The organism is Amycolatopsis sp. NPDC049252 (assembly GCF_043197175.1).
Lineage (GTDB): Bacteria > Actinomycetota > Actinomycetes > Mycobacteriales > Pseudonocardiaceae > Amycolatopsis.
Map to the genome: position 1 here is coordinate 1 of NZ_JBICSQ010000015.1, position 14,023 is coordinate 14,023.

The following is a 14,023-nucleotide window of genomic DNA, read 5'->3' on the forward strand; positions in this document are numbered from 1 at the left end:
TACCCCCCCCCCGACCTCCGCCGCCGGGGTTTGTGGGGGGGTGGGGGGGGTTTTGTTTTTTTTTACACTTTTTCAACACCCCCCCCCCCCCCCCCACGACCGGTGGGACGGGAGGACGCAGGCGACGTCGAGACCCAGGACGTGGTTGAGCCGCCCGAAGGCGAGCCACGAACCGAGGCTCATGCTCAGTTCGACGACCTCCTTCTGGCTGTAGTGCTCGGCCATCCGCTTCCAGAACTCGTCGTCGATGCTGTGGTGGTCGAGCGCGTACCGCTCGGCGTACTCGGCCGCCAGGCGCGTCCGCTCGTCGAAGAGATCCGTGGTGCGCCAGTCGGAAACCGCGTCGGCGAACTCTTCTTCGACCTTGACGCCGTCGCGTTCGGTGCGCCAGTCGAGGCAGAAGACGCAGCCGTTGATCTGCGCGATCCGCAGCCGCGCGGCCTCGAACTCCCGCAGCCCCAGCGTGGTGTGCGAGTAGACGGCCAGCGAGAACTGCGAGGCGGCGATCCCGATGCCGGGCACCATTTCGCCCCACACGTAGCCGATCGGGTCCTTGCCCTCGGGGATGTCGATGTTCACGAGCGCCTCCTTCCGAGCTTGCCGGCTGCCGGGCGCAGCGGGACGTCGAGTGCGTCGTAGAGGCCGGGGGCCGCGCCGGCCAGCCAGTCGATCGCGCCGACGAGGCGGCCGACGGCGGTGGCGTTGCCGCCCGCGGACCGGTTTTCGCCTTCGTCGCTCGCTTCGATGCTGACCTCGATCCGCGGCCGGCCTTCGATGATCACGCGGTGGGCGCCGTCGCCGCTCGGCGGGGTCGGCCAGTCCGGCGCGCACGCCGGGTGGATGCGCGTGACGTGCTCGATGACGATCCGCGGCTCGCCGTCGACGATGCCCTGCACCTCGAACCGCACCGCGCCCTGGGTGCCCTTGTCGAACTCGCCCATCGTCCGTGTGGTGACGGTTTCCTCCAGCGGACGCCGGTCCAGCGTCTCGCGGAGTTCGTCCACCTCGACGCCGAGACCGCGCGCGATCAGCCGGACCTGCCCGCCCCACACCATCGACGGCACGCCGGTCATCAGCATCGGCGGGTCGTAGTCCATCGGCTGGCCCATGCCGACCAGGTACCGCACGGAGTCGGGCTGCTCGTAGGTCGAGTAGTCGAAGATCTCCTGGCAGCGGATGACGTCGACGTCCGTGCCGAGCCCGCTGATCAGCAGCGGCAGCACGTCGTTGCCCCAGCCGGGGTCGACGCCGGAGACGAACAGCGAGCCGCCGCCGTCCTTGATCGCGGCCAGCACCGGGTCCCGCAGCTCCGGAGGTGCGTTGCGCTGGTCGTAGAGCGGGTAGAGCGCGGGTGTCACGACGATCGCGCCCGCGCCGACCGCGCGCACGATGTCGGCCAGCGCGTCGTCGAACCGGACGTCGCCCGAAGCGGCGTACACGACCGCCCGCGGGTTCGCCGCCAGCACCGCCTCGACGTCGTCGGTCGCGGTGACACCCAGGTCGCCGACACCGGCGAGCGCGCCCGCGTCCTTGCCGACCTTGTCCGGGTTGTGCACCAGCACCGCGGTCAGCTTCAACGCGGGATGGGCCTCCACGGCCCGGATGGCCGCACGGCCGACGTTGCCCGTGCCCCACACCACTGTGGCGATCATTTCGGGGAGTTTTCGCCGGTTCGCCCGGCTCCGGGAAGGGATTCGTTCCGGTGAGCGGACCGCGCGGACACGGGTAGCATGCAGTGCGTCCGAACGTCGTATCGGAAGGCGCGTCATGACGATCGACCCGAAGCCCCGCAGCCGCACCGTGACCGACGGGATCGAGGCCGCCCCCGCCCGGGGCATGCTCCGGGCCGTCGGGATGGGGGACGACGACTGGCGCAAGCCGATCATCGGCGTCGCCAGCTCGTGGAACGAGATCACGCCGTGCAACCTGTCCCTCGACCGGCTGGCGCAGGCGTCGAAGGAGGGCGTGCACGCCGCCGGCGGCTACCCGCTGCAGTTCGGCACGATCTCGGTGTCCGACGGCATCTCCATGGGCCACGACGGGATGCACTTCTCGCTCGTGTCGCGGGAGGTCATCGCCGACTCCGTCGAGACGGTGATGCAGGCCGAGCGGCTCGACGGCTCGATCCTGCTGGCCGGCTGCGACAAGTCGCTGCCCGGCATGCTGATGGCCGCCGCGCGCCTCGACCTCGCGTCGGTGTTCCTCTACGCGGGCTCGATCGCGCCCGGCTGGGTGAAGCTCACCGACGGCACCGAGAAGGACGTCACGCTGATCGACGCCTTCGAGGCGGTCGGCGCGTGCCGCGCGGGCCGGCTCAAGACTGCCGACCTCGACCGCATCGAACGCGCCATCTGCCCCGGTGAAGGCGCTTGCGGCGGGATGTACACGGCGAACACGATGGCGTCGGCGGCCGAGGCGATGGGGATGAGCATGCCGGGGTCGGCCGCGCCGCCGTCCGCGGACCGCCGCCGTGACAACTACGCGCACCTGTCCGGCGAGGCCGTGGTCGGGTTGCTCGAGAAGGGCATCACCGCCCGCGACATCCTGACGCGCGAGGCGTTCGAGAACGCCATCACCGTCGTCATGGCGCTCGGTGGCTCGACCAACGCCGTGCTGCACCTGCTGGCGATCGCGCACGAGGCGAAGGTCGCGCTGGACCTCGACGACTTCAACCGCGTCGGCGACCGCGTCCCGCACCTGGGCGACCTGAAGCCGTTCGGCAAGTACGTCATGAACGACATCGACCGCCACGGCGGCATCCCGGTGCTGATGAAGGCCCTGCTCGACGAAGGCCTGATCCACGGCGACGCGCTCACGGTGACCGGCAAGACCGTCGCCGAGAACCTGGCCGAGCTGGACCCGGAGCCGATCGACGGCGAGGTGCTGCGCAAGCTGGACAACCCGCTGCACCCGACCGGCGGCATCACCATCCTGCGCGGCTCGCTCGCGCCCGAAGGCGCCGTCGTGAAGTCCGCGGGCTTCGACACCTCGAACTTCGAAGGCCCGGCGCGGGTGTTCGAGCGCGAGCAGGAGGCGATGGCCGCGCTGAACGAGGGGCACATCGAGGCCGGCGACGTCGTGGTCATCCGCTACGAAGGCCCCAAGGGCGGGCCGGGGATGCGCGAGATGCTCGCGATCACCGCGGCGATCAAGGGCGCCGGGCTCGGGAAGGACGTCCTGCTGCTGACCGACGGCCGGTTCTCCGGCGGCACCACCGGCCTGTGCATCGGCCACGTCGCGCCCGAAGCCGTGGACGGCGGCCCGATCGCGTTCGTCCGCACCGGCGACCGGATCGCTGTCGACATCAAGGGCCGCAGCATCGACCTGCTGGTCGACGCGGCCGAGCTGGCCCGGCGCCGCGAGGGCTGGGAGCCGCTGCCGAACAAGTTCCCGGAAGGCGTGCTGGGCAAGTACGCCAAGCTGGTCCGGTCGTCGTCCTACGGCGCCGTCACGAGCTGAGCGAGAGCGCGCTTGTCGACCTTGCCGACCTCGGTGAGCGGCAGCGCGTCGGTGAAGGAAACGCTCGCCGGGACGTAGTGCTCCTGGCCGAACGCGCTGCGGGCGTGTTCTTTCAGGGCGTCCTCGGTCACTTCGCCGGACGCGACGACGACGGCGTGCAGCACCTGGCCGTCCACGGTGTGCCTGCCGAAGACGGCCGCCGCGCGGACCGCCGGGTGCGTCGCGAGGGCGTGTTCGACGACGGTCGAGGGCACCTTGGTGCCGTGCTCGCCGACCACGACGACGTCGTCCACGCGGTCGAGCAGGTAGAGGTAGCCCTCGTCGTCGAACCGGCCGAGGTCGCCGGTGCGCAGCCAGCCGGGGCCGACCTCCGGGCCGCCGAGGTAACCGTCCATCATGGACAGTCCGCGCACCTCGACCTCGCCGCCGGTGATCCGGGCCTCCATCCCGGGCACGATCCGGCCGACCGAGCCGAGCCGTTCCGGGTGGCCGACGAGTTCGGCGGCGGAGATGCTCGCGATCATCGGGGCCTCGGTGAGGCCGTACCCCTGGCCGACGACCGGGCCGAAGACGTCGAGGGCCTGCGCGAGCCGGTGCGGCGGCAACGGCGCGGCGCCGAGCGAGAGGGACCGGACGCTGCTGACGTCGGTTTCGTTGAGCGCGGGGTGGTCCAGCACGGCAGCCAGCCGGGGTGGCGTCAGGGAGAGCGTGTCGATCCGGTGCTCCTGGATCGCTTCGAGGACGGCGCCCGCGTCGAAGCCGTCGTGGAGCACCAGGGTGTCGTGGCGCAGCAGCGTGCCGAGCACGGTGGCGTGGCCGGTCATGTGCGTCATCGGCGCGACGAGCAGCGTGCGGCCGGGGCCGTCCGGCGACGGGGCGAAGATGTGGGCCATGCCGTCGTAGATGCCGCTGTGGCGGATGAGCTTGGGGGTGCCGGTGGTGCCACCGGTGGGGAAGAGGACACGGACTGCGTCGGGCGGTTGCGGTTCCTCAGGCTCGCCGTCGAGGTCGTCGAGGGAGCGGACGTCGCCGCCGGGCCACTCGTGCGGCCGGTCGGTGACGACGGTGGTGACACCCGCCGCGGCCGCCGCGGCCAGCCGGTCCTGGCGGGGAGCCGACGCGGCGACCAGCAGCACGCTCGCGCCGTGCAGGAGCGCCGCGAGCTGGACCAGCAGCGTCTCGGGCCGGTTCCGGACGTCCACCGCCACGACTTCGACCTCGCCCAGGCCGCCGTGCAGCCGCCGCAGGCGGTCCCGGGCCTGGTGGTAGGTCGTGACGCCGTCCTGGCGGAACAGGACACGGTCGCCGCCGTCGTCGAGGGCGGCCAGGACGGTCGTCAGGAAGAAGCTCACCCGGCGAAGGTACTCAGTCCTGGTAGGAAAGCTTCTCGAGTTCGGTGTCGAAGTCGAACCAGTCGCTCTCGCTGCCGGCCGGGATGACCTCGTACGTCGTGTCGAGGAAGGCGGCGATCTCCTTCGCGGGCGCCTCCAGCACGGCGGCGCCGTCCGGGGAGGTCAGCTCCACGGTGACCAGCTCGGGGTTGCCGGCGGGCCCGATGCGCACGTCACCGTCGCCGCAGCGGGCGAGCAGGCCGTCGGCGAGCAGGTCGCGCCCGAACAGCCAGCGGACGGCACTGACCCCGGCGTGGAGCACGACGGCGACCGCGTACGGGTCGCGGGTGTCGTACTCGAGCTCGGCCGGCACCGGCCTCGGCCCCGCCCCGAAAGTGCGGAGGGCGAAGTCGACGCTGGCGCTGGTCACGCTGTGCGGCTCGGCCATGGGGTGGCCCCTCACGTCTCGTCGGTACTGTCGATCTTGCTCTTGAGATAACCCATGGTGAGGGCGACTCCTTCTCAACGCGAAAGAGTTTCACTCCATAGGGGGACCAAGAAGTGCTAAAGGTCACCGTGCGCGCGAAAAAAAGGCAATCGGTCACGCTCTAACGTGAAGGATCGGTAGCGACTTTCACAAATCCGCCGGCGCGGACCCAGCAGGAGCCACCAGGCATTCGGAGCCGCGGGCCCCGCGGATGGGTCGCCGGCCCGGACTTGGCCCACCCGGGTGGGACAGCCCACGTCATCACCCCGCAAACCAGTCCGCCGCGGCCCCCGGCGGCGAATCCCCCGTACAAGCCGGAGGGCTTGGTGGGTGACGTGGAGGTTGCCGGGGATGGGTGAGCGTGGGCGGCTGCGGCTGCATGCGGAAGAGGCTCCGGTCGCCGCGGCCAGTGCCGAAGAACTGCTGCGCCGGGTCGGGGCCGGAGACGAGACGGCGTTCGCGTCGCTCTACGACCTGATCGCGGGTCCGGTGCTGGGGCTGGCCACGCGAGTGCTGCGCAACCACGCGCAGGCCGAAGAAGTGGCTCAGGAGGTTCTGGTGGAGGTGTGGCGCAAGGCCACGAGGTTCGTCCCGGAGCGCGGCAGCGCGCTGTCGTGGGTGCTGATGATCGCCCACCGCCGGGCCGTCGACCGCGTGCGCTCCCACCAGGCCGTGCTCGACCGCGAGGACAAGGTCGGCCGGATGGACGTGCACCGGCCGTTCGACGAGGTCACCGAGTCCACAATGGCCAGTCTCGACCAGGAACGCGTGCGGCAGTGCCTGTCCGCGCTGACCGAGCTGCAGCGCGAGTCCATCGTGCTGGCGTACTACAACGGCTACACCTATCCCGAGGTGGCCGAGGTGCTGAAGGTGGCACCGGGCACCGTCAAGACCCGGATCCGGGACGGGCTCATCCGGCTGCGCGACTGCTTGGGGGTGGATCGATGACTGCCGAGCTGCACACGCTGACCGGCGCCTACGCGCTCGACGCGGTGTCCGATGTGGAGCGTGCCGAGTTCGAACGGCACCTGGGGGAGTGCCCCGCGTGCCGCCAGGAGGTGGAGGAGCTGCGGGCGACCGGCGCCCGGCTCGCCGCCGCCGAGGCGGTCGAGCCGCCGGCCGAGCTGCGGGCCCGCGTGCTGGCCGAGGTGACCCGCACGCGCCAGCTGCCGCCCAGGGTGACGGCGGCCGTCGCGCCCGGACGGGCCCGGACCTGGCAGGTGCGCGCCGCGCTGTTCGGGGCCGCCGCGGCGGCCGTGGTCGCGGTCGTGCTCGGCGTGCACACCGCCGCCAGCGACCGGCAGCTCGACGCCGCCCAGCAGGAACAGACATCGCTCAACTCGGTGCTGACCGCGCCGGACGCCTCGACGCTCAAGGGATCCGGCCTGGCCGGCGCGACGCTCGTGGTGTCGCGGGAGCAGGGCAAGGCCGTCCTGCTCGCCTCCGGGTTCCCGGCGCTCGACAAGGGCCACACATACCAGGTGTGGTTCACCGGCGCCGACGGCACGCGGTCGGCGGGGCTGATGCAGCCGGAGTCGCCGCACCAGATGCGCCCGATGCTCGCCGCGATCCCGCCGGGCACCGACCACATCGGGATCACCGTCGAGCCCGCGGGCGGTTCCGCCGCCCCTTCGACGGCACCCGTCAGCACGATCTCCCTGACCTGATTTCCCTGAACCGACAACAAGATGGGGTACACCATGAGCACGTCAACGGCCGCCGAGGCGGCCCCGGCCCCCGGCCGGGCACCGGAACCCCGGCTGCCCCGGTGGCAGGCCGTCGTGCTGGGTGTCCTGGCGCTCGCGGCGGCCCTGGCGGCGGGACACCTCGTCGCCGGGCTCGTCGGGATCAACGCCTCGCCCTACCTCGCGGTCGGCAACGGCGCCATCGACCTGACCCCGATCCAGCTCAAGGACTTCGCCGTCCGCACGTTCGGCACGTACGACAAGCTCGTGCTGCTGTCCGGCATGGCGGTCGTGATGGTGGTCGTGTCGGCGGTCGCGGGATTCGTGTCGCGGCGCAAGCCGTGGCCGGGCCTCGTGATGATCACCGCGTTCGGCCTCGTCGGACTTTTCGCGGTCTACGAGCGGCCTGACCTCGGCACCGTCGCGTTGCTCGCGCCGCTGGCGAGCCTGGTCGCCGGGGTCGCGACGTTCGGCCTGCTGCACCGGCTGGCCCTGCGGGGCGCGGCCGCGACCGTGACCGAGGGCGGTTCCTCGCGGCGGACGGTGCTGCTCGCCGGCGCCGGGGTGGTCGTCGGCGCGGGGCTCGCCGGGGTCGGCGGGCAGCTGCTGGCCGGCAGCCGCGACGCCGCGTCGTCCCGGGCCGCGGTCGGCAAGCTCGTGCCGGTCCGGACCGCGCCGATGATCCCGGCGGACGCCGACTTCGCGAAGCTCGGGACGCCGGCGTTCCTCACCCGCAACTCCGACTTCTACCGCGTGGACACGGCGTTGTCGCTGCCACAGGTGCGGACCGAGGACTGGAGCCTGCGGCTGCACGGCATGGTCGACCGCGAAGTGAAGTACAGCTACGGCGACATCCGCAACCGGCCGCTCGTCGAACGCACCATCACCATGACGTGCGTGTCGAACGAGGTCGGCGGGACGTACGTGTCCACGTCGAACTTCATCGGCGTCGACCTGGCCGACCTGCTCGAAGAGGCCGGGGTGCGCCCCGGTGCCGAACAGCTCTACTCGACGAGCGTGGACGGCTGGACCTCGGGCAGCCCGGTCGCCGCCGCGATGGACCGCGGCCGCGGCGCCATGCTCGCGATCGGGATGAACGGCGAACCGCTGCCGATCGAACACGGTTTTCCGGCTCGCCTGGTGATTCCCGGGCTGTACGGTTACGTGTCGGCGACAAAATGGGTGACCGATCTCGAGGTGACCACCTGGGCCGCGCGTCAGGCCTATTGGCTGAAACGCGGGTGGAGCAAGGAAGCGCCGATCAAGACGGAATCGCGGATCGACACGCCGAAGGGTTTCGAAACCGTTCCTTCGGGGAAGGTCCGCGTCGCGGGCATCGCCTGGGCGCAGCACACCGGCGTCGACAAGGTCGAAGTCAGCATCGACAACGGGCCCTGGCGCGAAGCCACGCTGACCCAGCAGGTCAACCTCAACACGTGGCGCATGTGGTGGGCCGAGTTCGACGCCACGCCGGGCGGCCACCAGGTCGTCTGCCGGGCGACCGACAAATCCGGCTACACCCAGACCGACATGCGCGCCGGAACCGTTCCCGACGGCGCGACCGGATGGCACAGCATCGCTTTCACCGCACAGTGAGCCGTGTCACCCGATCGGACCCAATCCGTTTTCCACCCAGCCCCGAATGACTCACAACAAACAGTTCGGATGAACTGTCCAAGCCGCTTATTGGAGTGATTTTCGTGACCAAGCTTCGTGTCGCAGGAATTGGCGTCATCGCCGTCGCCGCGCTGTCGCTGACCGCGTGCAGCGGCAGCGACACCGCTTCCTCGGGCAGCTCCAGCAGTGCCCCGGCCCCGGCCCCGTCCTCCTCGATGGCCGCCCCGTCGTCCAGCGCCGACCAGGGCGCCTCGAACGGCATGACCACCAACGCCGACGTCTTCGGCCCGGCCTGCTCGCAGCTGCCGCAGGGCTCCGCGCCGGGTTCGCTGGACTCGATGGGCCCGCAGCCCGTCGCCTCCGCCGCGTCGACCAACCCGCTGCTGACCAAGCTGGTCGCGGCCGTCAAGGCCACCAACCTGGTGGACACGCTGAACAGCCAGCAGGCCATCACGGTGTTCGCGCCGGCCGACCCGGCCTTCGCGGCGCTGGGTGACGCCAAGTTCAACGAGCTGGCGGGCAAGCCGGCCGAGCTGGCGCCGATCCTGCAGTATCACGTCGTCGGCAAGCGTTACGACGCCAAGGGTCTCGCCGCCGCCGGTTCGCTGGAGTCGCTCAACACCGCCGGTGGCCCGCTGAAGATCGAGGGCACCGGTGACAACATGACCGTCAACGGCGCGAAGATCCTGTGCGGCAACATCCCCACCAAGAACGCCACCGTCTTCGTGATCGACAAGGTGCTGACCCCGGGCACCAACAAGTAAGCCCGCTTCCCGGAACAGTCCACAGTGGCCTCGCCGAGGCCACTGTGGACTTTCCTCGTCTCAGGGACGGCCCAGCTCCGGGCCGAGCTTCGTCGCGATGTCGGTGAGGATCTGGACGTAGTCCTCGTGCTCGAAGGTGAACGGTAGCGCGAAAGCCACCTCGTCGATCTCCCGGAACGCGGCGTGGGCGTGCAGCCGGTCGGCGATCTCGGCCGAGGTGCCGACGAAGTCGGGGGAGAACAGCATCCGCGCCGGACCCTGCGGCGCCCGGGTGCGCGGCAGCCGTTGCGCGGCGAACTCCTCGTACTTGGCGCGCTGCTCCGGTGTCGCGCTGTCGGTCGGGATGACGACGAGCCCCTGCGAGACCCGCGCGTTCTCGCCGTCGGGGTGGGCGGCGCGGAAGGCCCGGATGTGCGAGAGCTGGATCTCGGCGAAGTCGGTTCCCTCTTCGGCCTTGACCACGCTGCTGGTGAGGAAGTTCATCCGGTGCTCGCCGGCCCACTGGGCCGAGCGCAGGCTCGCGCCGCCGTACCAGAGCCGGTCGCCGAGCCCCGGCGCCTGCGGCTGGACGCGGTCGGAGAACACCTCGAACCCCTCGGTGCCGCTGAACCCGGTGGCCGGCTCACCGCGCACGAAGCCCAGCAGCCGCCGGACGCGCTCGTAGCTGAAGTCCTCGGCATCCGCGGTGTCCGGGTAGAGCGCGGGCTTGACCTCGTCCCAGCGCATCGGCGGCCCGACGCTCAGGCCCGGGTTGAGCCGCCCGCCCGAGAGCAGGTCGACGGTGGCCAGGTCCTCGGCGAGCCGCAGCGGGTTCTCCCAGCCGAGCGGGATCACGGCGGTGCCGAGGTGGATCCGGCTGGTGCGCTGGGACGCGGCGGCCAGCACCGCGACCGGCGACGAGATGCCGTACTGCAGGTGCCGGTGCCGCACCCAGGCGCTGTCGAAGCCGAGCTGCTCGCCGAGTTCGATGATCTCGAGGGTCGACTCGTGGCCCCGGCGCGGGTCGGCCGCGTCGAACAGGCCGATGGTCAGGAAGCCGAGCTTCCGCAGTGGTCGCGACACCGGTTTCCTCCACGATCCGGAACGGGTTGACGCTCTCGATTCTGCCCCTGGGACGCGATCGTCCCACCTGGTGAGCGACGCCTCAGCGCAGCCGGTCCAGGCCGTCGAGGATGATGTCCAGGCCGAACTCGAACTCCTCCTGGTCGTCGCACCAGCCCAGGGTCGAGTCCGGGTCGTCGTGGGCGATCTCGCTCAGCATGCCCACCAGGTTCGGCAGCTGCCCGGCCAGCTCCGCCAGCGCGTCCGGCGACGCGTCCGCGCTTTCGGACGGGTCGAACAGCTCCTGCGAGAACCCCAGCGCGCGGCTGCCCAGCGCGTGCAGCGAGTGGTGGACCAGGTCGTACGAGAAACCGCCGTCGCGCATCAGGCCGACCAGTGCGTCGTAGTAGCGCAGGACCGCCACGCTCGTCGACGAGCGCGTCTCGAACAGCCCCGGCGCCCAGCGGTGGCGGAGGAACACTTCGCGCGCCGTCAGGATCCGCTGCCGCACCGCGGCTTTCCAGTCCCCGGCGGCGGAAACGCCGGCGACGGCCTCGTTGATCTCCTGGGCCACCGCGTCGACGATGCCGTCGAGCACGTCTTCCTTCTTGGCCACGTGGTAGTAGAGCGACATCGCCTCGGCGCCGAGCTCCTCCGCGAGCCGGCGCATCGTCAGCGCGCGCAGGCCGTGCTCGTCCGCCAGCGCGACCGCCGCGCGCAGCACGCGCTCGCGGCTGAGCGGGGTCCGCGGGCGCGGGTCGGCTTCGGTGGCCACCGCAAGATCGTACAAGGTAAGGCTGGCGATCACCGGCCTTACCGCGTACGGTCGCCTTACAGCGTACGACTTACGCCGTAAGAACCCGGGGAGACGCCATGAAAGCACTGGTCCTGCACGCGTACGGTCCGCCGGACAGTCTCGTTTTCGCAGACGTTCCCGATCCGGTGCCCGCCGCCGGGGAGGTGCTGGTCCGGGTGCTCGCGACGTCGGTGAATCCCTACGACTGGCACTACCTGCGCGGCGAGCCGCGGGTCGCGCGCCTGATGCCCGGCGGCCCGCGCCGGCCGCACGCCGCGATCCTCGGCTGCGACGTGGCGGGCCGGGTCGAGGCCGTCGGCGAGGACGTGTCGGAGTTCCGGCCCGGTGACGACGTCTACGCGCTGCTGCCGCACGGCGCCTACGCCGAGTACGTCTGCGTCCCCGAAAACCTGCTGGCGCCGAAACCCGCGAACCTGTCCCACGTGCAGGCGGCGGCGATGCCGATGGCCGCCGTCACCGCGCTGGTCGCCCTGCGCGGAGTGGAACGGGGGCAGAAAGTCCTGGTCAACGGTGCCTCCGGGGGTGTCGGCACCTTCGCCGTCCAGCTGGCCAAGGCACTCGGCGCGCAGGTCGACGCCGTGTGCGGCACGGCCAACGTCGAGCTCGCCCGGTCGCTCGGCGCGACCGAGGTGACCGACTACCGCGAGGACGACTTCACGCGCAGCGGCCGCCGCTACGACGTCGTGCTGGACATCGCGGGCAGCCGGTCGCTCCCCGCGTGCCGCCGCCTGCTGGACCGGACGGGCACCTTCGTCGTGGTCGGCGGCCCGGCCGGGCGCTGGGTGCAGCCGGCCGGGCACGTGTTCGCCGCGCTGATCGCCGGGCCGTTCGTGCGTCGGCGGGCCGTGCTCGCCGACGCGGTGGACTGCGACAAGAAGGCGGTCCTGGGCGAGCTGACCGGGTACGCCGAGTCCGGCGCCGTCACGCCGGTGATCGACCGGACCTACCCCTTCGACGACCTCCGCGAGGCCATCGCCTACCAGGAAGCGGGGCACGCCAAGGGAAAGGTCGTCATCACCCGGTGATCGCCGCGAGCTCTTCGCGGCTCAGGACCAGGTCCTGCGCGGCGAGGTTCTCCCGCACGTGCGCAAGCGACGTCGTCCCGGGGATCGGCCGGACGGCGGCGGAGCGGTCGAGCAGCCAGGCCAGCGCGACCTGCGACACGGTCGCGCCGTGCCGCGCGGCGATCGGTTCGAGCACCCGGCGGACCGCCGCCGGCCCCGCGGTGTCCGTCGGCTCGCCCGGCGTGCCGAGCGAGACCGGCTGCCACGGGACGAAGACCGCGCCGGCCTCGGTGGCGGCGTCCAGCAGCGGCTGTTCGTGGCGGTCCACGACGTTGTAGTGCGCGGTGACGGCGGAGATCTCGACGATCGCCTGGGCGGCCCGCAGCTGGCCGAGGGTCACGTTCGACAGGCCGATCCGCTCGATGACCCCTTCCTCGCGCAGCTCGGCGAGCGTGCCGACCTGTTCCTCGAACGACGCGTCCCGCGCGTGGCCGCTGTGCAGGTAGTAGAGGCCGATCCGCTCGACGCCGAGGCGCCGCGCGCTCAGCTTCGCGGACTGCCGCAGGTACTGGCGGTGGCCGATCGCGGCGATCGTCGAGATCTCGGGGCCACTGCGGACGAAGCCGCCCTTGGTCGCGATCAGCAGGTGCTCGGGGTACGGGTGGAGCGCGTCGCGGATCAGGATTTCGTTGGTGTGCGGGCCGTAGACGTCGGCGGTGTCGATCAGCGTCACCCCGGCGTCGACGACCTGGCGCAGCAGCTTGATCCCGGCTTCGCGGTCGGGGTACTCGCCCCAGTGGCCGGGGCCGGTGAGCCGCATCGCGCCGTAGCCGATTCGTGGATGGGTCATGCCTTCACCGTCGGCCGCGCGGCCGGGCCCGGCCAGGGAGGGTTCTGCCTATGCGGGTCCGTACCAGGCGGGACGGCGCGGACCGGCGGAGACTGGAGGCATGGACGGCACCGAACTGGGCGAGTTCCTGCGGGCCCGCCGCGCCGCGCTCGACCCGCGCCGGGCCGGGCTGCCCGCGGACGGCCGGCCGCGGCGGGTGCCCGGCCTGCGGCGGGAGGAGCTGGCGCAGCTCGCGCACGTGAGCACCGACTACGTCGTCCGGCTGGAGCAGGGCCGCACGCGGCGGGTGTCCCGCACGATCCTCGACGCGCTCGCGGACGCCCTCCGGCTCGCCCCGGACGAGCGCGCGTACCTGTTCACCCTGGCCGACGTCACGCCCCGCACCCCGGCGCGCCCGCCCGCCGCCGACCACGTCGCGGGCCCGTTACGGCGGCTGCTCGACGGCCTGCCGGACATCCCGGCGCTGGTGCTGAACGGCCGTCAGGACGTGCTGGCGTGGAACCGCGCGGCCGTCGCGCTGCTGATCGACTTCGGCGCGCTGCCGCCCGCCGAGCGCAACCTGATCCGGCTGACGTTCCTCGATCCCGAATACCGCTCGCGCTACGCCGACTGGCCGCGGGCGGCGCGGGCGTGCGTCGAGGTGCTGCGGATGGAAGCGGGCCGCGACCCGGCCGACCCGGTGCTGGCGGCGCTGGTCGGCGAGCTGGTGCTGAAGGACGCGGAGTTCCGGGCGTGGTGGAGCAGCCACCAGGTGCGCGGCCCGCGGGAGCTGACCAAGACGTACGCGCACCCGGTGGCGGGCGCGGTGACCCTGGACGTCCAGCAGTTCGCCGTGGAGACGCACCCGGGCCAGCGGCTGGTGGCCTACACCGCCGAACCCGGCTCCGATTCGGAGGCGGCGCTGCGCTTCCTGCTGCAGTGGGCCGCCGAGCCCGCGGGACGCTGACCGCGGGCCCGGCCGGCCGGGC

14 protein-coding genes are annotated in these 14,023 nt (G+C 71.8%); 7 read left to right on the forward strand and 7 right to left on the reverse strand.

The features are described 5' to 3' along the window. Positions 1-72: 72 nt before the first annotated feature. Together ACGFMK_RS19095 and ACGFMK_RS19100 are read right to left on the reverse strand one after the other, a co-directional pair. Complete coding sequence (locus ACGFMK_RS19095) at positions 73-579, reverse strand: carboxymuconolactone decarboxylase family protein (RefSeq protein ID WP_392764564.1); 507 nt, start codon at positions 577-579, stop codon at positions 73-75. After that, positions 576-1,652: a dihydrodipicolinate reductase gene (locus ACGFMK_RS19100; protein WP_392764567.1), complete on the reverse strand. Its 1,077-nt coding sequence runs from the start codon at positions 1,650-1,652 to the stop codon at positions 576-578. The genes ACGFMK_RS19095 and ACGFMK_RS19100 overlap by 4 nt, the downstream gene beginning before the upstream one ends. Before the next feature lie 115 nt (positions 1,653-1,767). On the opposite strand from ACGFMK_RS19100, the gene ilvD reads away from it, so the two are divergent. Further along, a complete protein-coding gene (gene ilvD / locus ACGFMK_RS19105) occupies positions 1,768-3,459 on the forward strand; it encodes a dihydroxy-acid dehydratase (RefSeq protein ID WP_392764570.1) in 1,692 nt (563 codons plus the stop codon). Here ilvD and ACGFMK_RS19110 read toward each other — a convergent pair. Then, on the reverse strand, positions 3,438-4,811 hold the full coding sequence (locus ACGFMK_RS19110; protein ID WP_392764573.1) for a class I adenylate-forming enzyme family protein: 1,374 nt from the start codon (positions 4,809-4,811) through the stop codon (positions 3,438-3,440). The genes ilvD and ACGFMK_RS19110 overlap by 22 nt on opposite strands. Positions 4,812-4,824: 13 nt before the next feature. Next, positions 4,825-5,238: an SsgA family sporulation/cell division regulator gene (locus ACGFMK_RS19115; protein WP_392764575.1), complete on the reverse strand. Its 414-nt coding sequence runs from the start codon at positions 5,236-5,238 to the stop codon at positions 4,825-4,827. 390 nt (positions 5,239-5,628) lie between these two features. Here ACGFMK_RS19115 and sigK point away from each other — a divergent pair, with 390 nt between their 5' ends. The 4 genes from sigK (at position 5,629) to ACGFMK_RS19135 (ending at position 9,343) form a co-directional block, all read left to right on the forward strand. After that, complete coding sequence (sigK, locus tag ACGFMK_RS19120; RefSeq protein ID WP_392764578.1) at positions 5,629-6,225, forward strand: ECF RNA polymerase sigma factor SigK; 597 nt, start codon at positions 5,629-5,631, stop codon at positions 6,223-6,225. Beyond that, positions 6,222-6,944 carry an anti-sigma factor domain-containing protein gene (locus ACGFMK_RS19125; RefSeq protein ID WP_392764580.1) on the forward strand — a complete coding sequence of 241 codons (723 nt, stop codon included), beginning with the start codon at positions 6,222-6,224 and terminating at the stop codon, positions 6,942-6,944. Before sigK ends, ACGFMK_RS19125 begins: the two co-directional genes overlap by 4 nt. 33 nt (positions 6,945-6,977) lie before the next feature. Then, the gene (locus tag ACGFMK_RS19130) at positions 6,978-8,558 is read left to right on the forward strand and encodes a molybdopterin-dependent oxidoreductase (RefSeq protein WP_392764583.1); all 1,581 of its coding nucleotides are present in this window, start codon (positions 6,978-6,980) and stop codon (positions 8,556-8,558) included. A gap of 104 nt (positions 8,559-8,662) precedes the next feature. Next, positions 8,663-9,343, forward strand: a complete 681-nt coding sequence (locus tag ACGFMK_RS19135) for a fasciclin domain-containing protein (protein WP_392764586.1) — start codon at positions 8,663-8,665, stop codon at positions 9,341-9,343. Between the two features lie 60 nt (positions 9,344-9,403). On the opposite strand, the gene ACGFMK_RS19140 is transcribed toward ACGFMK_RS19135, so the two are convergent. Both ACGFMK_RS19140 and ACGFMK_RS19145 read right to left on the reverse strand, forming a co-directional pair. Beyond that, positions 9,404-10,405 carry an LLM class flavin-dependent oxidoreductase gene (locus ACGFMK_RS19140; RefSeq protein WP_392764589.1) on the reverse strand — a complete coding sequence of 334 codons (1,002 nt, stop codon included), beginning with the start codon at positions 10,403-10,405 and terminating at the stop codon, positions 9,404-9,406. An 82-nt stretch (positions 10,406-10,487) separates the two neighbouring features. Continuing rightward, positions 10,488-11,159 (reverse strand): TetR/AcrR family transcriptional regulator, encoded by a 672-nt coding sequence (locus ACGFMK_RS19145; protein WP_392764592.1) that lies wholly within the window; start codon positions 11,157-11,159, stop codon positions 10,488-10,490. A 98-nt stretch (positions 11,160-11,257) separates the two neighbouring features. Between ACGFMK_RS19145 and ACGFMK_RS19150 the strand changes: the two genes are divergently transcribed. After that, the gene (locus ACGFMK_RS19150) at positions 11,258-12,226 is read left to right on the forward strand and encodes an NAD(P)-dependent alcohol dehydrogenase (RefSeq protein WP_392764595.1); all 969 of its coding nucleotides are present in this window, start codon (positions 11,258-11,260) and stop codon (positions 12,224-12,226) included. Here the strand turns inward: ACGFMK_RS19150 and ACGFMK_RS19155 are convergent. Then, complete coding sequence (locus tag ACGFMK_RS19155; protein ID WP_392764597.1) at positions 12,216-13,055, reverse strand: aldo/keto reductase; 840 nt, start codon at positions 13,053-13,055, stop codon at positions 12,216-12,218. The genes ACGFMK_RS19150 and ACGFMK_RS19155 overlap by 11 nt on opposite strands. Before the next feature lie 100 nt (positions 13,056-13,155). Here ACGFMK_RS19155 and ACGFMK_RS19160 point away from each other — a divergent pair, with 100 nt between their 5' ends. Beyond that, positions 13,156-14,001: a helix-turn-helix transcriptional regulator gene (locus ACGFMK_RS19160; protein WP_392764600.1), complete on the forward strand. Its 846-nt coding sequence runs from the start codon at positions 13,156-13,158 to the stop codon at positions 13,999-14,001. The last annotated feature ends 22 nt before the right edge of the window (positions 14,002-14,023 follow it).